Origin of the sequence: Staphylococcus hominis subsp. hominis (assembly GCF_002901845.1) — a bacterium.
GTDB classification, from domain to species: Bacteria; Bacillota; Bacilli; order Staphylococcales; family Staphylococcaceae; genus Staphylococcus; species Staphylococcus hominis.
Genome location: NZ_PPQE01000025.1, coordinates 277,995 through 297,654, shown reverse-complemented (window position 1 = coordinate 297,654; position 19,660 = coordinate 277,995). Strand labels below are relative to the sequence as shown.

Annotated in this window: 19 protein-coding genes; 4 read left to right on the top strand and 15 right to left on the bottom strand. The window is 31.2% G+C overall.

From position 1 onward, the window contains the following. Nucleotides 1–66 precede the first annotated feature (66 nt). From CD034_RS03040 to CD034_RS03015, 6 genes are read right to left on the bottom strand one after another with little or no spacing between them, the layout of a single operon-like run. Nucleotides 67–1,911 carry a monovalent cation:proton antiporter family protein gene (locus tag CD034_RS03040; RefSeq protein ID WP_064207290.1) on the bottom strand — a complete coding sequence of 615 codons (1,845 nt, stop codon included), beginning with the start codon at nucleotides 1,909–1,911 and terminating at the stop codon, nucleotides 67–69. 9 nt (nucleotides 1,912–1,920) lie between these two features. Then, a complete protein-coding gene (mgtE, locus tag CD034_RS03035) occupies nucleotides 1,921–3,306 on the bottom strand; it encodes a magnesium transporter (RefSeq protein WP_064207291.1) in 1,386 nt (461 codons plus the stop codon). Nucleotides 3,307–3,324: 18 nt separating this feature from the next. Next, entirely contained in the window at nucleotides 3,325–4,191 is an 867-nt protein-coding gene (locus tag CD034_RS03030) for an RluA family pseudouridine synthase (protein WP_049432147.1), read from the bottom strand. Next, on the bottom strand, nucleotides 4,191–4,997 hold the full coding sequence (locus tag CD034_RS03025) for an NAD kinase (protein ID WP_049432149.1): 807 nt from the start codon (nucleotides 4,995–4,997) through the stop codon (nucleotides 4,191–4,193). Before CD034_RS03025 ends, CD034_RS03030 begins: the two co-directional genes overlap by 1 nt. Before the next feature lie 14 nt (nucleotides 4,998–5,011). Continuing rightward, the gene (gene yjbM / locus CD034_RS03020) at nucleotides 5,012–5,641 is read right to left on the bottom strand and encodes a GTP diphosphokinase (RefSeq protein ID WP_002448222.1); all 630 of its coding nucleotides are present in this window, start codon (nucleotides 5,639–5,641) and stop codon (nucleotides 5,012–5,014) included. 16 nt (nucleotides 5,642–5,657) lie between these two features. Then, complete coding sequence (locus tag CD034_RS03015) at nucleotides 5,658–6,005, bottom strand: UPF0738 family protein (protein ID WP_002448177.1); 348 nt, start codon at nucleotides 6,003–6,005, stop codon at nucleotides 5,658–5,660. A 209-nt stretch (nucleotides 6,006–6,214) separates the two neighbouring features. Between CD034_RS03015 and CD034_RS03010 the strand changes: the two genes are divergently transcribed. The 3 genes from CD034_RS03010 (at nucleotide 6,215) to yjbH (ending at nucleotide 8,070) form a co-directional block, all read left to right on the top strand. Then, nucleotides 6,215–6,790, top strand: a complete 576-nt coding sequence (locus tag CD034_RS03010; protein ID WP_065581210.1) for a CYTH domain-containing protein — start codon at nucleotides 6,215–6,217, stop codon at nucleotides 6,788–6,790. A 93-nt stretch (nucleotides 6,791–6,883) separates the two neighbouring features. Beyond that, on the top strand, nucleotides 6,884–7,249 hold the full coding sequence (locus tag CD034_RS03005; protein WP_064207295.1) for a truncated hemoglobin YjbI: 366 nt from the start codon (nucleotides 6,884–6,886) through the stop codon (nucleotides 7,247–7,249). A 23-nt stretch (nucleotides 7,250–7,272) separates the two neighbouring features. Continuing rightward, nucleotides 7,273–8,070, top strand: a complete 798-nt coding sequence (yjbH, locus tag CD034_RS03000) for a protease adaptor protein YjbH (RefSeq protein WP_002448109.1) — start codon at nucleotides 7,273–7,275, stop codon at nucleotides 8,068–8,070. Between the two features lie 267 nt (nucleotides 8,071–8,337). On the opposite strand, the gene pepF is transcribed toward yjbH, so the two are convergent. The 4 genes from pepF to spxA form a co-directional block, all read right to left on the bottom strand. Next, complete coding sequence (gene pepF, locus CD034_RS02995) at nucleotides 8,338–10,146, bottom strand: oligoendopeptidase F (protein WP_077700405.1); 1,809 nt, start codon at nucleotides 10,144–10,146, stop codon at nucleotides 8,338–8,340. Between the two features lie 45 nt (nucleotides 10,147–10,191). Next, entirely contained in the window at nucleotides 10,192–11,169 is a 978-nt protein-coding gene (locus CD034_RS02990; protein ID WP_002488365.1) for a competence protein CoiA, read from the bottom strand. Nucleotides 11,170–11,281: 112 nt separating this feature from the next. Then, a complete protein-coding gene (mecA, locus tag CD034_RS02985; protein ID WP_002455531.1) occupies nucleotides 11,282–12,001 on the bottom strand; it encodes an adaptor protein MecA in 720 nt (239 codons plus the stop codon). Between the two features lie 198 nt (nucleotides 12,002–12,199). After that, nucleotides 12,200–12,595, bottom strand: coding sequence for a transcriptional regulator SpxA (gene spxA / locus CD034_RS02980; RefSeq protein ID WP_077699547.1), 396 nt, complete (start codon nucleotides 12,593–12,595; stop codon nucleotides 12,200–12,202). A 268-nt stretch (nucleotides 12,596–12,863) separates the two neighbouring features. Here spxA and trpS point away from each other — a divergent pair, with 268 nt between their 5' ends. Next, a complete protein-coding gene (trpS, locus tag CD034_RS02975; protein WP_002448051.1) occupies nucleotides 12,864–13,853 on the top strand; it encodes a tryptophan--tRNA ligase in 990 nt (329 codons plus the stop codon). Between the two features lie 50 nt (nucleotides 13,854–13,903). On the opposite strand, the gene CD034_RS02970 is transcribed toward trpS, so the two are convergent. From CD034_RS02970 to opp3b, 5 genes are read right to left on the bottom strand one after another with little or no spacing between them, the layout of a single operon-like run. Beyond that, nucleotides 13,904–15,571 carry a peptide ABC transporter substrate-binding protein gene (locus CD034_RS02970; RefSeq protein WP_002448256.1) on the bottom strand — a complete coding sequence of 556 codons (1,668 nt, stop codon included), beginning with the start codon at nucleotides 15,569–15,571 and terminating at the stop codon, nucleotides 13,904–13,906. A 27-nt stretch (nucleotides 15,572–15,598) separates the two neighbouring features. Continuing rightward, complete coding sequence (locus CD034_RS02965) at nucleotides 15,599–16,549, bottom strand: ABC transporter ATP-binding protein (protein WP_002448126.1); 951 nt, start codon at nucleotides 16,547–16,549, stop codon at nucleotides 15,599–15,601. Continuing rightward, the gene (locus CD034_RS02960) at nucleotides 16,536–17,621 is read right to left on the bottom strand and encodes an ABC transporter ATP-binding protein (protein WP_002448182.1); all 1,086 of its coding nucleotides are present in this window, start codon (nucleotides 17,619–17,621) and stop codon (nucleotides 16,536–16,538) included. The genes CD034_RS02965 and CD034_RS02960 overlap by 14 nt, the downstream gene beginning before the upstream one ends. A 17-nt stretch (nucleotides 17,622–17,638) precedes the next feature. Further along, nucleotides 17,639–18,703 (bottom strand): oligopeptide ABC transporter permease, encoded by a 1,065-nt coding sequence (opp3C, locus tag CD034_RS02955; RefSeq protein ID WP_002448155.1) that lies wholly within the window; start codon nucleotides 18,701–18,703, stop codon nucleotides 17,639–17,641. After that, nucleotides 18,703–19,629: an oligopeptide ABC transporter permease gene (gene opp3b, locus CD034_RS02950; RefSeq protein ID WP_037554449.1), complete on the bottom strand. Its 927-nt coding sequence runs from the start codon at nucleotides 19,627–19,629 to the stop codon at nucleotides 18,703–18,705. The genes opp3C and opp3b overlap by 1 nt, the downstream gene beginning before the upstream one ends. Nucleotides 19,630–19,660 lie beyond the last annotated feature (31 nt).

Below are 19,660 nucleotides of genomic sequence, written 5' to 3'. Positions count from 1 at the left end.
AAGTAATGTATCTTTTTATGTTATTTTTCAAAGATACCCTTTATTTTGTCCTCTCTTTTAAATGGATTAATAATAAAATTCTAATTCAGATTTGAGTTCATCTACATATTCTTTAGAACCTGTTACAATTAAACGGTCTTTATATCTAAGTTGCGTATCTCCATGTGGTACAATGGATTCATTATTTCTAACAATACGTACAAATATGATATCCCCACCAAATGGGAAATGACGTAATAGAATATTTTCATATTTATAATTCAACATTTCAATTTCATATAGTGACGTTTCAACGTTACTTAAAATATTTAGCATATTTGGTGTTTCAATTAAACCTTTTAAGAAAATTTTATTACTAATAAAGTTACTAAATACTTCAATACCATCTGTTTTTAATTCTTCATCATCACCACTATTTTCTAGTCGACAAATAACTCTGTTTACACCATGAGATTTAGCTAATTTTGCTATCCTTTTATTTAAACCATCATCATTAGCAGAACACACGACAATATCTTGATTAAACAAGCCAAGTCTCTCTAATAAACTTTCTTCATATTCACTAATTTCAATGACAGTCACGTTGTCAGGTAAATTTCGCTTATCACTTAAATCTTTACGGTAAAACAACGTTATATTATATAACTGTGAAGTCAGATTTTGAACAATTGGAATAGTCAATTGATTTTTACCAATTAACGCAATATCAATTTTTCGGTTCACTTCATCTGGAATTGGGAATAATTTTTTAAATACAACAGGTACAAATACACATGTAATAATTGCACTTAATATTAATATCCCTGACATTTCAGAAGTAATTGCTTTTAATTCTTCAGCAATTTTTGCTGCAGCAATAACAAGCGAAAGTGTAGATGTTAATAAAAATGCTGATGCAATGGTTGTTTTAGTATCAAACCATCTTCGAATAAATAAGACAGGAATCAACTTAGAAACGATAAAGGACAATATAAGTATCGGAATTATAATAAGTAAAGAAGGTTCTTTAATTAAAGATGGTATATCTAAATCTACACCGACCATAATAAAGAATATCGGTATAAAGAATCCGTATCCAAATGAATCTAAAGTATGAATGATTTCTTCATCAGGTTTTAACAGTGATACAACTACACCAGCTAAAAAAGCACCTAATATATATTCAGCACCAACCCCCTCAGCAAGAGCAACGAGTAAAATGATTAATGCAAAAATGGCCCGTATGCCAATTTGTGTTGTACCACCCATTAAGCGTTGCATAAAATTTAACCGTTTAAATACAGAACCTAATAAATAAAATATTGCAGTAAACACGATTAAAATTGCAGATAGCCAAATTGACCCTCCGCCTTCACCATTGATTCCACCATAAATAGTTAATAAAACCATCGTAAATAAATCTGCTAATACTGCTACTAATAATATAAATTGTCCTATTGTTGTACGCATGATATTCATTTCTTTAAGTGTTGGCACGACTACACCCAATGAAATGGTTGAAATAATAATGACCATTAATAATACATCATCTACAAAGCCTAACCATTTAAATGCAAATGCTAAAATGATTGAAAGCACCATTATTAACGAAAAAACTGTAAGTGCTAATTGTAAATGACTGGGTAAATTCTTTTCATTTTTATTAATACCCTGTCTCTTTCTTGTGTCTTTTTTAAATGCGCTAAAATCAATTTCCAGTCCACTTAAAAACATTAAAAAGATAAAACCTAATGTTGAAAGAATGTTTAACATTTCATCTTTGTGGACAAGTCCTAAAAATGAGTTTCCTATAATAATTCCCATTAATATTTCAGCTACGACAACAGGTAAAAAAGTGACGTTTAATCGATTAACAATAATCGGTGTAAGAAATGCTGCGACGACGACTATGACCAAAGAAAAAAATCCCATTTCATCCCCCTATGTTAGATATGACATAAATGTTGTTGCAAGGCCAAAATAAATTAACATACTTACAATATCATTGATAGTTGTAATAAATGGTCCGCTTGCGACAGCAGGATCGATATGAATTTTATTCATTAAGATTGGAATCATTGAGCCTACTAACGTACCTACTGTCATGGCAATAGTTAAACTTGCACCTACAATCAGTGCCAAGAAGGGTTGACGATAAATAATGACAATAATTAAGAATAAAATCACTGCACACACAAAACCAGTGATTAACCCACTGCCTGCTTCTTTTAAAGCTATTTTAAGTTTACTTTTTTCTTTAATATCACCATTAGAAATATTACGAACAGACACTGCTAATGATTGCGTTCCTGAATTTCCTGACATCCCACTTATAATAGGGATAAATGCTGCTAATAATGCAACTTGCGACAATGTATCTTCAAAACCACCCAGAATCGTTGCTGTTATCATACCTAAAAATGTTAAAATAATCAGCCACGGTAATCTCTTCAATGCTTTCTTAAATACTGATTGATCAGTAGATTTAGTATCAGAAACCCCTGCTAAACGTGAATAATCTTCATCTGCTTCTTCATTTACGACATCTAAAATATCATCTATTGTGATAATCCCTACTAAATGATGTTGATAGTCGATAACAGGCATGGCAATAAAGTCATAATCTTTCATTTTTTGAGCAACACGTTCTTGATCCTCTTCTACATTTACACTTACAACACGTTGAATCATTACTTCTTCAACATGAGCATCAATATTTGCTACAATTAAATCTTTCAAAGATAGAACACCTACGAGTTGACCGGCAGTATCAACGACATAAATCACATATATCGTTTCTGCGTCAGGTGCTTGACTTTTAACTAGCATGAGTGCCTCTTTTACAGATGTACCAATGTCCAATGAAATATATTCAGTAGTCATGATACCGCCAGCAGTATCTTCTTCATAATGTAATAACTTTTTGATTTTATCTGTGACTCTGTTGTCCATCAAAGCTAATAAACTGGCAACTTTTGAGTTAGATAATTCATTTAGAATATCAACTGCGTTATCTGTAGACATATTTTCTAATACTTCACTTGCATAATGTGCATGCATTGAATCAAATAATATTTCATATTCTTTCCCTTCAATATCTAATTGATTAAAAAATCTACTCACTTCTTGAGGCGATAAAAATTCGAATATTCTTTGTCTATTCTGATTCGTTGTATTTTCAAAATATTCACTTTGTTCATATTGATGTAAAGTTAGAAATTCTTTTCTGAATTGATCTATATCATTGCGGTTTAAACTGTCATCTAACAGTTTTTGATTGTATACTTTATTATGTTGTATGTCAGTTGTTTCTGTATTTAATGACATCAAGTGTACCTCCTAATTTTAATTTACACTTTGATATATTTTTTCTAAGTTTTTATAATCTATAATAATCTCGATTTCTTTATTATATATTGGATGTATAAATTTTACTTTATAACACTGTAAAGATTGTGTTTGAATCCGAGGATGAAAACCATCATATAAGTCATCCCCAATAAGTGGATGACCAATGTGCTTAAAATGAACTCTAATTTGGTGTGTTCGTCCAGTATGTAATTTAACTTCACATAAACTTGCACTGTGATGACTACTCAACGTTTTATATTCAGTTTTTGCATATTTACCGGATGGCGTAATACACCGAGTAATAATACTATCTTTATTTCTACCAATAGGTGCCTCTATCATAGATTGTTCTTTAGTTTTACCGTAACACACACATATATATCGTTTATCTATTTCAAATGTCGACATAAGATGATGAATATGACCATGTTTAGTAAAGATAACGATGCCCGTCGTATTACGATCTAATCTTGTAACAATATGAGGTACTACATATTGTACTTTATTTGTAGAATGATTTAAATAATACATCACGCGCTCAATTAAACTATCATGAGGATGTTCTCTTGAAGGTGTACAATTTAAATGGACCGGTTTTGAAACGATAATTAAATATGTATCTTCATATAATATTTCAATATGTTTGTTTGAAGGACGAAGATATGTACTCGGAACTTCTTCCGGCAGTTTAACAATAAGGTGATCATCTTTTTTCAATATATATCTAACTGTCACAGGTTGCCTATTAATAATTAAAGCGCCATCACGTTTAATGGCGCTAATTGTTTTCTTTGAATAATTATGACGTTGTAAAAATGTCTTAAGCATTTCTTCGCTATGAATATGGTATACAAATTTCATCAATCATCTTCACTTTCAATAAACGAATCATGAACTCTTTTCCAAAAAGGAAATGGTCTAAATCTAGCAAAACGAACTTTTTCATTTGCGACTCTAAATTGAATGTCGCTCACATTTTTATGTTTTAGACTGACATGATCAATTGTTGTTCTAATTGTATTATGATTTACAGGTGTAATCAAACATGTATGATGCTTAGGTAATACTAAGGGTGAACCTACCGTTCTAAATACTCTATTATTAATAGATGCAATTTCAGTAATTTGTATGGCTTCAAGAGAAGGGTGAATCAGTGCACCGCCTAGCGCTTTATTATAAGCCGTCGACCCAGAAGGTGTGGAAATACATAGACCATCTCCTCTAAATCGTTCAAAATGTTTACCTCTAATTGCGACATCTGCTACTAATGTTGATCCATTTTCAGTTTTCATAGTTGCTTCATTGAGTGCTAGATAGTGTGTTTCATTCTTAGTGTTGTTATATTTAACAATAATTTCAAGTAATGGATATTCAATCACTTGAAATTCAGAATGATGAATTTCATCAATCAATTTTTCAACTTCATGAGGTAACCAGTCTGCGTAAAAACCTAAATGACCAGTATGTACTCCAACGAATGCCACATTTGATAACATATGACTATACTGATGAAATGCTTGCAAAAGTGTTCCATCTCCACCGACAGATATCACTATTTCTGGATTTTCTGTATCCTCTATCATATGAAAAGAATTCATTTGATTCATCATTTTATGTTTAAGCGTGTTTGATTTAGAGTCACCTTTAGATAAAATCGTATAACGCATGTATTGACACCTCATCAGTCATGTTTTTTTGCACGTTTTTGAGTATAATATTTTTGAGCTTCTTGTATTTCCTCTTTAATTTCAGACATCTCTTCATCTAATAAGTAAGCCGCTTCAGCTGCTCTTTCTAGACGATGTTGTATCTCAGCAGGATAATCTCCATCATATTTGTATCTTAATGTATGTTCGATTGTAGCCCAAAAATTCATTGCTAATGTGCGAATTTGAATTTCAGCTAATATCATTTTTTGACCACTTAATGTTTCAATTGGATACTCGATAATTACATGATATGAACGATAACCACTTTGTTTTGTATTGTTAATATAATCTCTTTCTTCGACAACTTTAAAATCTTGACGTTGTCTAAGCATATTAACAACTACATCAATATCATCAACGAATTGACACATCATCCTTAAACCAGCTATGTCGTACATTTCTTCACGTAATCGATCAAAAGGAATTCCCCTTTTATTCGCTTTATCAATGATACTTGTAATAGGCTTTACACGACCAGTTACAAATTCAATGGGTGAGGCGTTTTCTCCAACTTCATATTGCTTACGTAAGCCTTTTAATTTCACCTTTAATTCATCGACAGCTTGTTTATATGGTGTTAAAAATTGCTCCCATTGATTCATATGGTTCCACTCCGTTTCACTTTAGTTCGAAAGTTTCTTCAACTGCTGAAACAAACTCCTTACCATAGTTATTATTTCCTTCAACATTTTCTAGGATATAACTTAACTCATCTTGAAAATGTTCTAATTCTAATTCATCATTAATAATTACTTTTTTATCTCTATTATTATGTAACATTGACCACGTCTCTTGTACAAAAATCAAATATGAATACGACGAGCCATCATCTAATAAATAAGCAAAACTAAAATTATCACTATCTACAAGCATTTGTCCTACTTCATCTAATCCATCAGTTGGATCTTCTGAGTAGCAATAAATGCTATCATCTTTGATTTTAATTTCATTTACATATATACGCATGCTTGTTCCTCCTTATTATTCCTTATTAGTTTAACATAATTTAACTTTCAAACACACATTAGAGTACCATAGTTCAAGTATGCTCTAAACGATTAAATATTTAGCTCTATATATTTTATTTTTAGTATTGTTATTACTTTAATTTTTTACAAATGTCCGTCATAATGAACTACAATAATATACTAAAGATTTTCTAATGAGGTGTAATTATGAGTACTAATAATGAAATTGAATTTAAGCAATTAATTGATTTCAATACATATAACGCGATTAAAGCTTCTTATTTTAAACAACTCACACCATTCACTCAAATCAATTATTATATTGAAACACCTAGTTTTAAACTACGTGATCATCGTTCTGCTTTAAGAATACGTGTTAAACAAAACAGATTTGAAATCACACTAAAAGTACCAGCTAAAGTTGGCTTGATAGAATATAATCATCTAATCGATATGAAGCCTCATATTGGACAAACAATTGTCAAATCAACATTACCTAATGATATTCAAAACATTCTTACTGAATTTGATATTGGAGAAAACGAATTAAGTGTTTTAGGTGCATTGACAACTGAAAGACTAGAAGTTGAATTTCAAAATGAACTATTAGTATTAGATAAAAGTCAATACTTTGATAAAACAGACTATGAATTAGAATTTGAAGTCAATGATTATCAAATAGGCTTTGAAAAATTTCAAAATTTATTAAAACAATTTAACTTAGTTCACGAGCCACCTAAAAATAAAGTTCAACGATTTTTTGAATATCAAGCTCAATTATAATAGATGTGAGATAAACTTGTGAAAAGTCAAATTACTTTTAAATGTAAAAATTCATGTTATATTAGAAATATATTAATAGAAATGGGTGATACTATGACTACAACACCTTATGATGTAATAGGAGAAAAAGCTTTGTATGATATGATTGATTATTTCTACTTTCTTGTAGAGAATGATCAAAGAATCAACCATTTATTTCCTGGAGATTTTAAAGAAACAAGTAGAAAGCAAAAGCAATTTTTAACACAATTTCTAGGAGGTCCTGATTTATACACTCAAGAACATGGTCACCCAATGTTAAAAAAGAGACATATGGCATTTAGAATTACTACTTATGAAAGAGATGCATGGTTAGAAAATATGTATAAAGCAATCAATAAAGCTCAATTTCCAACAGGAGTTGGCGAATACTTGTATGAAAGATTGTGTTTAACTGCTAACCATATGGTGAATTCCTAAATATAATTGAAGGTGAGTTTAACATGGCTGAAGAACTTAAAATTGTAGATAATGCGAGTCGTGAAAGCACTAATCTGTCACCTGTAAATAAAATAGAAATTTATTCATTCTTTGATCCCTTTAATAAAGATTGTTTTAAATTATCCGCAATTATTTCTAAATTAAGAATTGAGTATAATCAATATATTCGAATCAGACATATTTTGAATCCTTCATTAAAGGTTTTGACTAAATGTCAAGCTCAAAGTACTTCAGATTTTGATAATATTGCTTTAGCATATAAAGCTGCTGAATTACAAGGTAGATTAAGAGCGGAACGTTTTATTCATTTAATGCAGAACGAAATTATACCAAAAAACGATATTATCACTGAAGAAATGATTTGTAATTGTATTAAAAATGCTGGTTTAGATTATGATGTTTTCAAAGAAGACTTACAAAAAAATAAACTTACCGAAAGTTTAAAAATAGATTTGCATATTGCAAGAGAAATGGAAATTGAACAAGCGCCTTCACTTGTATTTTTTAGTGAAGATGTGCATGAAGAAGGTTTGAAAGTCGAAGGTCTTTATCCTTACCATATTTATACTTATATTATTAATGAATTAATGGGATGCCCTATCGAAAAAGAATTACCTCCAAATCTCGAAACTTATATTCAATCCAAACAATTAGTAACGATGGAAGAACTGCTTACTATTTATGAGTGGCCGGAAAAGTTACTCGTAAAAGAATTAAAAAAATTAGCTTTACAACAAAAAGTTGAAAAACTAAATTATCCTGACGGCGAATTTTGGCAATCTAAAATGCCTAAGAAATAACAAAGAGCGATCACTTATATGAAGTGTATCGCTCTTTTTATATTAAATTGATTTAATAATTAAGCATAAAAAAAACGCCGTGTCTGATTACACGACGCTAAACAAAGGGGATGGGAGAAATTTTTCACTTCAAACAAAGGGGTATGTTTGTTATGTGATTAATTTCATGTATATAATATAACACGCTCAAAACGCCGTTTCAATATTAAACTACATTTCCATCCAAAATGTCACAAATTAGACACATTGAGAACGAATACACTATTTTTAGTGCTTCATTAATTTTTCAAATGCTTCTAATTTTTGTTCAAAAACTTCACACGCTTGCTCTATAGGTTCTGGTGTAGTCATATCTACACCTGCATTCTTAAGAATCTCAATTGGGTAATTAGAACTACCTTTTTTCAAGAATTCATTTATATATCTTTCAACAGCAGGTTGTCCTTCTGTTAAAATTTGATGACTTAAACTTTGAGCTGCACTGTATCCAGTTGCATATTGGTACACATAATAATTCATATAGAAGTGTGGAATACGAGACCACTCTTTACTAATATGATCATCTGTTTCTACCACATCACCAAAGTATTGTCTATTTAATTTAGCGTACTCTTCATTCATACGAGTTGATGTTAATGGCTCTCCCGCTTCCTCAATTTGATGAATTTTATGTTCAAATTCAGCAAACATAGTTTGACGGAATAATGTTGCTCTGAAACGCTCAAGTTCTTGGTTTAGTAATAATAGACGTCGATCATCATCTAAATGTTTATCCATATAATCACTTAGTAGAGCTTCATTACATGTTGAAGCAACTTCAGCTACAAAGATAGAATAATCACTAGAGTTTGATGGTTGATTTTTACGACTAAAGTAACTATGTGCAGAATGTCCAAATTCATGCACAAGTGTATATAAATCAGAGATTGTATCAGACCAATTTAATAAAATAAATGGATTAGTTAAATGTGCGCCTGAAGAATAACCACCTGAGCGTTTTCCTTTATTCTCATAAACATCTACCCAACGATGATTTAAACCTTCTTTAACTACATCTAAATATTCTTTTCCCATTGGTTCTAGCGCTTTTAGCATCCATTCTTTAGCTTTGTCATATGGCATTTCAAATTTAACATCTTTAACTAATGGAGTATAAATGTCATACATTTTCAAATCATCAATACCTAAAAGTTCTTTTCTCAATTGAGTGTATTTATGCAACAATGGAAGATATTTATGAACTGTTGCAACTAAATTATCATATACTTCTTCAGGAATATGGTTATTACTTAAAGCGCGTTCACGTGCCGTTTTATAGTTATGCGCACGAGCATTGAAAATATTTTTCTTAACTTCACCAGCTAAAGTTGAGCCTAATGTATTGTTATATGCACCATACGCTTCATATAAGTTGTTATAAGCTGACTGACGTAATTCACGATCATCTGATTCTAAATATTTAATAAATGTACCTTGTGTTAAAGGATGTTTTTTTCCATCTTTATCTACTGCATCTTTAAATTCTAAATCAGCATTACTAAACATGCCATAGACATTTTCTGGAGTTGATAATGCATCTTGCGCTTGGGTTAATAATTTTTCTTTATCAGCATCTAAAATATGTGGACGTTTTTCATTAATTAATTTCAAGTCAAATGCATAACGTTTTAAATCATCGTTACTCTTAATAAAAGATTCTAATTTCTCTTCATCAATTTGCAAAATCTCTGGAACTAAGAAACTCCATGCTGAGCTAATTTTTATGATGAGTTGATGCGCACGAGATTCAAAACCAGTATATTTATCGTTAGATGTATCTTGGTCTTGTTTTAAATGTGCATAAACATACACCTTTTCTAATTGTGTTCCAATCTCATCTTCTAAAGCTAAAGCATTATATAAAGTTTTAGCACTATCTCCTAGATGTCCTTTAAATTGTTCTTCTTTACCTAGGTAACTTTCTACCTCTTTTAATGCTTTTTCAAAAGCTTCATCGCTTTCAAAAATAGTTGTTAAATCCCAAGTTTCATTTGGATATTTTCGTTCTTGCTCTTCTCTAGTAAGTTGTTGACTCATACATGTACCTCCTAAATGAATTAATGTTATAATTTTCTCATTATTTTATTTATTTTGCACGTTTAAACTCCCACTTACTTGTTGAATATAATCATCTATTAACTTTAAAGTAATTTCTTCTTTATTAATATCCTGTAGATAAAATTGTCTGAATTTCAAATACGACATTAAATAATGCTTGGGAAGGTTATGTTTTAACAACAACTTAAGCTTGAGTTGCCATTGTACTGGATGATTTTCAATAAAAATTTGATACGAAAAAATATAACCTGTATCTCTACATACCTCATCGTCAGTTATTTGTAATTGATACATAGCACTTAAAGACGGTTCTAGCACCGAACGTTTTTTTCTACAATTAAAAATATAACGACTGATATGTCTATTTGACAATTTATAACAATATGACTCATTCTTTTTTTCATTGAATGATAATAATTCAGAAATTTGAATAATTCGTCTATGCGCAATAAATTTTCGGCCACCAATATGTTGTATATTGACATACTTTACTATCAGTTGTTTTTCATGCTCCCAACTATATAACGTTCTATCAATCGGATTAATGAAATAAGCTTGAAACGTGTTCAAGTATAAATAACCCTTACGATATTGTAATTGTTCGATAAGCCAAATAACTGCAACTCCAATTTGTTCAAATCCTCTTGATCGAGATTTAACCTCTTTTATACTTATTCTTGAAAATTGAACTTCTATAGCTACTTTAGCATCCACAAGAATATCAGGATACTGCATAATTTTAGAAAAATAAGGTTCTATTTCAACATTAAAGTGATATTGTTTTAAACGTTGAGCAATAAAAAATTTAACGTAGTAATGTTTTTCTGTTTCATTTTTCATGCATCTTTTTTTAATTTGAGAGACATGGGCAAAATGCGGAATCTTTTTTAACCCTTTTTTTAAAAGAAGTTTTTCTTTGCAATATGGACATCGGTATTCTTCAGTAATGATGGCTTGATGAGCATATACGGTTTCATTATTACGATTAATCGCTACTAACATGCATTCACCTCATACTATTAAACGTTTAAGATGATCCATTTACTTTTAAAAAAGAGAGTAGAAAAGAAATTTATTTTAAATTTCTTCTCTACTCTCGATTAATCGTTATATATTATTCTACTGAATCAGTAAAATAACGACGTACTTGTGAAGTAACATTATGACTCATAATAATTTTAGCGTAATCATTTAAATACACTTCTGTTTTATCACTAGGATAAGCGAATTCAAGTAATTGACTATAGCTATCATTAATTGTCTCTTGGCTAACAGTACTATCGAAGTGAATTGCATAGTAGTAATGTGAATCACTCATATACAATAAATCTTCAAACTCATCTGTAGATAGATTATGATGATAAGCGTAATGAATGACTTCTTCTAAGTCTTCGAATTTCACAATAATTGTTCTTAAACTAGAACGTTGTTGTGATGGTTTACGTTTAGATTTATGTGCTTGTTTTTGTTGTGCACGTTGTTCAAATAAATCTTCAATACTTTCTTCTTGTTCTAATGTGTTAGCTAGCAATTCATTCACTTGTTCCTCAAATTGCTCATTTGCATGATCATCTGACATGTTCATTGCTTCTTCATTTTTAGATTTAGAGATTGTGACTTCCACACCTTTTTCAAATGCATGTACTTGAATCCAAAGAGGTCCTTCAACCACAAAATCTTCTTCTTCATTAATCTCGTCCATCATTGACCAAAAGAATTCTTCACCACGCTTACGATTTGTCCATAAATCTTCACGACTAAATCCTCTTGCTTCAATATCACCATAAGTGATAAATAATTTCACAGTTGTGTCGTCAACGCGTTCTATTCTCATATCATCTCACTCCTTACAGTCGATGAATAGTAACCATATTGTATTAGAACGTAAGTTAAATTACAATTTATTTGTTTGATTAAATTTCACTATTTTAAATAGGACACTATATCATATTATATTCCCTTTTTTTATTATAAAAAACAGCACTATAGCTAAGCCAGTGCTGTTAAATAATAGGTTTTTAAATTTTAAATATTAGTCGACTAAACGTTGCGCTTCTTGTAATTGGAAAGTACGAACCTTTCTAGGTAAGAAACGTCTGATTTCATCTTCGTTATATCCAACTTGCAAGCGTTTTTCGTCTAAAATAATTGGACGACGTAATAGTCCAGGATTATCTTGAATAATCATATATAAATCTTGTAGTGGTAAAGAATCAATATCTACGTTTAATTTTTGATAAGTTTTAGAACGAGTTGAAATAATTTCATCTGTTCCATCTTCAGTCATTTTTAAAATTTGTTTAATTTCATCAATTGTTAAATGTTCAGAAAAAATGTTACGCTCCGTATACGGAATATCATGTTCTTGTAACCATGCTTTCGCTTTACGGCAAGATGTGCAACTTGGTGATGTAAATAATGTTACCATACATCTCACTCTCCTATTGAATAAATATTATTCATTATATTAATAATTATACTAATTTGTCTTAAGCTTATATTATAAGTATAATATGTTAACATTAAAATTAAATGAGAAAATCCTAATTTTTCTGAGAAATTTCAAATTTTCTAAAAATTCCTATACAAAATCTAATCTCTCATATATACCTCTATTATAACATAACTTACAATTTAAAAAAATACTGTTATAATCTAGTTAAAATGAATTATTTTTAAAGAAAGTAGGCATCTATATGGAGACATTATTTTCAGGAATACAGCCAAGTGGGATACCTACATTAGGTAACTATATTGGTGCATTAAAACAATTTGCAGAAGTACAAAACGATTACAACTGTTACTTTTGTATTGTAGACCAACATGCGATTACCGTCCCACAAGATAAAATCAAATTACGTAAACAAATTCGTCAGTTAGCAGCAATTTATTTAGCTTCAGGTATTGATCCAGATAAATCAACATTATTTATTCAATCAGAAGTTCCAGCACATGTTCAAGCCGGTTGGATGTTAACGACTATTTCAAGTGTTGGTGAGCTTGAACGTATGACGCAATATAAAGATAAAGCACAAAAACGTACAGATGGTATTCCAGCTGGTTTATTAACTTATCCACCTTTAATGGCAGCTGATATTGTTATTTATAATACAAATATTGTGCCCGTAGGTGAAGACCAAAAACAACATATGGAACTTACTAGAAATTTAGTAGAACGTTTTAATAGTCGTTATAACGATATATTAGTTAAACCAGAAATTCGCATGCCAAAAGTTGGTGGACGTGTAATGAGTTTACAGGACCCAACAAAGAAAATGAGTAAAAGTGATGATAATCAAAAAAACTTTATCTCATTACTAGACGAACCAAATGTTGCAGCGAAAAAAATTAAAAGTGCTGTAACTGATTCAGATGGTATTATCAAATTTGATAAAGACAATAAACCAGGAATTTCTAATTTATTGACTATTTATTCAAGTTTAACTGATAAATCAATTAAAGATCTTGAAACACAGTATGAGAATGAAGGATATGGAAAGTTCAAAACGGATTTATCAGAAGTTGTTAAAGACTTTTTAGTACATTTCCAAGAAAAATATAGCGAATTTTATAATTCAGATAAATTAGATGACATCTTAGATCAGGGACGTGACAAAGCTCAAAAAGCTTCTTTTAAAACATTGAAAAAAATGGAACGTGCAATGGGCTTAGGACGTAAGAGATAAATCATTATAAAAAAGACCACGAGTATAAGTAAATTACTCGTGGTCTTATTTTAGTTATCTTTCTTTTTTCCTGTTTCACGATCAATTGATTTATCGATATATACATGTTTAAGTGAATAATCTCCACCTATTTGATGATATTCTATACCTTTTACTTGTGGATTTCTTAATGTAGCTGTTCCTTTTTGATAAATTGGAGCTACGGGTGCATCGTTTAAAAATAGCTCTTCAGCTTGTCTCATCGTCGCAAAACGTTCTTTAGGTTTTTGCAATAATTCTCCATTCGCTTTTTCTAATAAATTATCGTACTCTTTACTTCCCCATCCAGTATTATTTTGAGCATTGCCAGTAGTCATTGTATCTAAAAATGTAGTTGGATCTGGATAGTCAGGACCCCAACCTGATAATGACATTGAATAATTCATTGATAATTCTGCTTCTACTCTTTGTTTGAATGGTAATTGTTTAATTTTAACTGTTACACCTGGTAAATTAGATTCAATTTGAGATTTAATAAATTCTGCAGAAATTTTTGAATCTGGTGTATCTTCAGTATTTAAAGTAAAAGTGAATTTATCTTTTCCTAAAGCTTTTTTCGCCTTATTCAGATGTTGTTTGGCTTCTTTAGGATTAAATTTTAAAGGTGATTTAACAGTACTTGCATAATCTTTTCCTTCAGGTGTTTTAACAGTATCTCGTGCAGTGAAACCATCAAAAGGTTTAGCACCTGTTCCTAGAACTTCATTAACATAATCTTTTTTATTTACAGATTGTGCGATTGCTAAACGCATATCTTTATTTTTGAACTCTGGTTGCTGTTTTTCATTCATTTTCAAGAAGAAAGTAGATGCTATTAAACGTTTGAATAGACCTGGATTATCTTTATATTTATCGACTTGTTCAGACGTGATACCTGCACTATCTACCGAATTAGTATCATATAGTGATGCCCCAGCCTGAGTATCTTTCAAAATTTTATAATTTACTCTATCTAATTTAACAGACTTTTTATCCCAATAGTTATCATTTTTGGTCAGCACAATTTTATCTTCTACTGCCCATTTACTCACTTTAAACGGACCATTATATACTACTTTTTCAGCAGTTGTTCCATATTTATCACCGTATTTTTTAACTGCTTTTTCATTTTGTGGCATAAATGTACCAAATGCTAGCATTTGTTTAAAATATGGAATAGGTTTAGTAAGATCAATTTTTAATGTGTAATCATCTAAGGCTTTAATACCTAAATCCTTTGGTTTTTTTCCATGTTTACCTAAATTAATATCTTCTGCATTTTTAATATCATACATTATGTATGCATATTCTGAAGCCGTTTTTGGATCTACAGCTTTTCTCCAAGCAAATACAAAATCATGTGCCGTAACTGGATCTCCATTTGACCATTTTGCATTTTTACGTAATTTAATCGTTAATGTTTTTCCATTATTAGATTCTTTTGGATCACCTTTAGCTATTCCTGGAATTGCTTCATCTTTTCCATTTAATGTATATAATCCTTCGAAAACTTGATTATAAATTGTAAAAGAAACGGTATCAGTTGCCAAAACGGTATCCAGAGTATTCATATCTGATGACGTTGCTACTCGATAAGTCTGACCGCTATCATCATATAATCCGCCACTTTTCCCACATGCACTAAGTAGCAAAGTTGTCACGATTAATCCTAAAATCACTTTAAAATTTATCTTTTTCATCTTAATGTTGTCCTCCCTTCCTCAGACTTAATTATGTTGAAGATGAGTTTGATCTTGTTCTTTTAAACGTACTGCTTCTTCATCTGTTACAAAAACGTAATGATTAGGTCTAATTTCTTGCAGTCTACGTTCTGCATTTTTAGATTCATCTTCTTCATACACAATTCGTTTTCTTGTTCTTTCACTATCAGGATCAGGTTGAGGGATAGCAGATAACAGTGATTTAGTATAATCATGTAAAGGATGATAATAAATTTCGTCAGACGTTCCTAATTCTACAATTTTTCCAAAATGCATTACTGCTATACGATCAGAAATATATTTAACCATTGATAAATCATGGGCAATAAATAGGAAAGTAATACCTCGTTCTTTTTGCAATTTCAGCATTAAATTCACTACTTGAGCTTGAATAGACACATCCAATGCAGAAATAGGCTCATCTGCAATAATAAACTCAGGCTCTACAGCTAACGCACGAGCAATTCCTATACGTTGACGTTGTCCACCAGAGAACTCGTGAGGATAACGATTCGCATGTTCCTTACTTAAACCTACTGTTTCTAGCAAATCATATACACGACGTTTACGATCTTTTTTATTACTTGCTAACTTATGAATATCAATACCTTCTGCTACAATATCCATGACCTTTAGACGTGGGTTTAAAGATGCATATGGATCTTGAAAAATCATTTGAATTTTCTTATTGAAATTTAATAACTCTTTTCTTTTAGTAATCTTCTGGATGTCCTGTCCTTCGTAAAGAATTTCACCATCTGTAATATCATTTAGTTTAATAATTGCTTTTCCAGTTGTAGATTTCCCACATCCAGATTCTCCTACTAATCCCAATGTTTCTCCCTTATAAATATTAAATGAAATATTTTCTATTGCTCTAACTTCATTACGTTTGCCTTCATTAAAATACTGCTTCAAATTTTTTATTTCTAATAATACTTTTTTACTCTTCTCCATTGAACGACACCCTTTCTACTCGACGTGGTTTGTCGTAATTATTAGGCATTTGACGTTGTCTCTTTTTCACCATTTCCAGTGGTTCAACTTTTGGGGCGCGTTCGTCTAACAACCATGATTTCACATAATGAGTAGGCGATACTTTAAACCATGGTGGTGCTTCCTTAAAGTCAATGTCTAGTGCATATTGACTACGTCTTGCAAATGCATCACCTTTTGGTGGATGTAATAAATCAGGCGGGGTACCTGGAATTGCAATTAACTCTGTCTCGTTACTTGTCGTTAAATCAGGCATTGAAGATAATAATCCCCATGTATATGGATGTTTTGGATCATAGAAGATTTCATCGACATGTCCAGTCTCAATCATTTGCCCACCATACATAACAGCCACTCTATCAGCCACATTTGCTACTACCCCTAAGTCATGTGTAATAAAAATAATAGATGTTTCAATTTTTTGTTGTAATTCTTTCATTAAATCTAAAATCTGTGCTTGCATTGTTACATCAAGTGCTGTCGTTGGTTCATCTGCAATTAAAATTTTAGGTTCGCATGCCAAGGCAGTTGCAATAACAATTCTTTGACGTTGTCCCCCAGAGAATTGATGGGGATATGCTTTAAATCTTTTTTCTGCATTAGGCAGTCCTACTAAATTTAAAATTTCAAGTGCACGTTTCTTTGCTTCAGATTTACTATAATGACGATGTTTTATTAAAGGTTCCATGACTTGCTTACCAATTTGCATCGTAGGATTTAATGACGTCATAGGGTCTTGAAATATCATAGAAATATCTTTACCACGAAGTTTGTTTAATTCTTTTTCAGATTTAATTGCTAAATCTTCCCCTAAAAAATTAATTGTTCCTTTTTTAATTCTCCCTGTATCACCCTGGAACAATTTTGTAATTGCTTTTGTTGTTACAGATTTGCCAGAACCTGATTCTCCGACAATCGCTAATGTTTCCCCTTTATTTAAAAAGAAATCTACTCCTCTAACCGCTTGCACTTCCCCGGCAGTAATATCAAAGGAAACATGCAAGTTGTTCACTTCTAACACTCTTTCTGACATAGATTTTGCCTCCTTTGTTATTTACGCATTTTTGGATCAAATGCATCGCGTAATCCGTCACTAAATAAGTAAAAGAATAAGATTAATAAACTTAATACTGTAGCTGGAATAAATAATTCATGTGGGTGTATTAACAACATTGCTCGTCCATCATTTACGAGTGAACCAAGTGATGTTTTCGGTGCAGGTACCCCTATACCAATAAAGCTTAAAAATGCTTCGAAGAAAATTGCACTTGGTACAGTAAACATAGATGTTACTACAATGGCACCTAGTGTATTTGGTAAAATATGTTTAAAAATTAATTTAAATTTTGAAGCTCCCAATGTTCTTGAAGCCATTACAAATTCTTGACTTTTTAGTTTTAAAAATTCACCACGCACTACTCTACTCATACCTAACCATCCGGTGATAGACATAGCTAAAATAATCGTCCAAATAGATGGTTCAAATATCAATACAAATAAAATAACAATAATAAGATTAGGAATAGATGCTATAATTTCTAAAATACGTTGCATCACATTGTCAACACGTCCCCCAAAAAAACCTGAAATAGCGCCATAAACGACCCCTATAAAGATATCTAGTGCAGCAGCTACAATGCCAATAAATAATGAAATTTGAGCACCTTTCCATGTTCTAGTCCAAAGATCACGACCTAATTGATCTGTACCAAACCAAAAGTTTTCTTTCACGCCCGCTTCTTTATAAGCGCTCTTACCATCTGCTCCTGTTCCATCAAAAGGTAAAAAGTGTACTTGATCTAGTACTGGAATTTTAGCAGGTAAATTTCGTCTAGTAACATCTTGTTCGGCATAATCATGTTTACTAAATGCTGGTCCTACAAATGCAAGAATGACAATTAAAATGAGTCCAATCAAACCGACAATAGCTAGTTTATTTCTTTTCAACTGTGTCCAAGCATCTTGCCAGAAGTTTTTACTTTCACGTTGTATTTCTGGTTCTTTATTTAAATCGAGTTCTCTAATAACAAAATCCGTCCCAACCGCTCCCTCAGAGGTATGTGACATCGCTGCATTTGAATGGTCATCAAATGGTTTATTAAAATTTTCAGGCATTATTTTTTACCTCCTTGTACACGGATTCTTGGATCAATTACACCATAAAGAATATCTACGATAAAAATTGAAACGATAAATAATGTACTAAATAAAATTGTAGTAGCCATAATAACTGAGAAATCATTTGTTGTAATCGATCTAACGAATTGGTCCCCTAAACCGGGTACACCAAAGATATTTTCAATAGTCAAAGTCCCTGTTAAAATACCGGCTAACATTGGAACAATAATTGTAATAATAGGAATTAATGCATTTCTTAATGCATGCCCAAAAAGGACTCTTATCGGCGAGTTACCTTTAGCTCTTGCTAATAATATGTAATCAGAACTTAGTACCTCTATCATTTCAGCTCGAATGTAACGAGCTACTGTGGCCATTACACTTGCTGATAATGCTAAGGAAGGCAACACTGCAGTTGAAAATCCTTCCCATCCTGCCACTGGAAACCATCTTAAACGTACTGCAAAAACGTATTGTAATAGTACTGCTAAGACGAATGAAGGTACTGATACTGCTATAACTGAAATAACAGTAGTTGTATAGTCTACCCAAGTGTTTTGTTTCGTAGCAGCTGCTACGCCTAAAATTAAACCTAAAATCACTCCAATAATCATTGCAGTAATACCCATTTCCATAGAAGGAATCAATCTCGGTCTAATTAATGACCAAACTGGTTGATTATGATATTGGAACGAATAGCCAAAATCCCCAGTTACTACATTTTTTAAATAATGAAGATATTGCACTGCTACTGGATCGTTTAATCCATATTTTTCGTTTAAAATTGCTTTTTGCTCAGCGCTTAATTTAGCATCATTAAATGGTGATCCAGGCATCATTTTCATTAAGAAAAATGTAATTGTGATGATAATAAATAACGATAAAACCATATATCCCAAACGTTTTAATATATATCGCGTCATCATATAGTCCCCCTTTACTAAATATTCAAAA

Coding starts and splice junctions, on each gene's coding strand:
- pepF (WP_077700405.1), bottom strand. CDS start 10,146: ATGAGTCAACAACTTACTAGAGAAGAGCAAGAACGAAAATATCCAAAT.
- spxA (WP_077699547.1), bottom strand. CDS start 12,595: ATGGTAACATTATTTACATCACCAAGTTGCACATCTTGCCGTAAAGCG.
- CD034_RS03005 (WP_064207295.1), top strand. CDS start 6,884: ATGACTACAACACCTTATGATGTAATAGGAGAAAAAGCTTTGTATGAT.
- CD034_RS03015 (WP_002448177.1), bottom strand. CDS start 6,005: ATGCGTATATATGTAAATGAAATTAAAATCAAAGATGATAGCATTTAT.
- opp3C (WP_002448155.1), bottom strand. CDS start 18,703: ATGCCTGAAAATTTTAATAAACCATTTGATGACCATTCAAATGCAGCG.
- trpS (WP_002448051.1), top strand. CDS start 12,864: ATGGAGACATTATTTTCAGGAATACAGCCAAGTGGGATACCTACATTA.
- CD034_RS02960 (WP_002448182.1), bottom strand. CDS start 17,621: ATGTCAGAAAGAGTGTTAGAAGTGAACAACTTGCATGTTTCCTTTGAT.
- mecA (WP_002455531.1), bottom strand. CDS start 12,001: ATGAGAATAGAACGCGTTGACGACACAACTGTGAAATTATTTATCACT.
- CD034_RS02965 (WP_002448126.1), bottom strand. CDS start 16,549: ATGGAGAAGAGTAAAAAAGTATTATTAGAAATAAAAAATTTGAAGCAG.
- CD034_RS03040 (WP_064207290.1), bottom strand. CDS start 1,911: ATGGGATTTTTTTCTTTGGTCATAGTCGTCGTCGCAGCATTTCTTACA.
- CD034_RS03010 (WP_065581210.1), top strand. CDS start 6,215: ATGAGTACTAATAATGAAATTGAATTTAAGCAATTAATTGATTTCAAT.
- yjbH (WP_002448109.1), top strand. CDS start 7,273: ATGGCTGAAGAACTTAAAATTGTAGATAATGCGAGTCGTGAAAGCACT.
- CD034_RS02970 (WP_002448256.1), bottom strand. CDS start 15,571: ATGAAAAAGATAAATTTTAAAGTGATTTTAGGATTAATCGTGACAACT.
- yjbM (WP_002448222.1), bottom strand. CDS start 5,641: ATGAATCAATGGGAGCAATTTTTAACACCATATAAACAAGCTGTCGAT.
- CD034_RS03030 (WP_049432147.1), bottom strand. CDS start 4,191: ATGAAATTTGTATACCATATTCATAGCGAAGAAATGCTTAAGACATTT.
- opp3b (WP_037554449.1), bottom strand. CDS start 19,629: ATGACGCGATATATATTAAAACGTTTGGGATATATGGTTTTATCGTTA.
- CD034_RS02990 (WP_002488365.1), bottom strand. CDS start 11,169: ATGTTAGTAGCGATTAATCGTAATAATGAAACCGTATATGCTCATCAA.
- CD034_RS03025 (WP_049432149.1), bottom strand. CDS start 4,997: ATGCGTTATACGATTTTATCTAAAGGTGACTCTAAATCAAACACGCTT.
- mgtE (WP_064207291.1), bottom strand. CDS start 3,306: ATGTCATTAAATACAGAAACAACTGACATACAACATAATAAAGTATAC.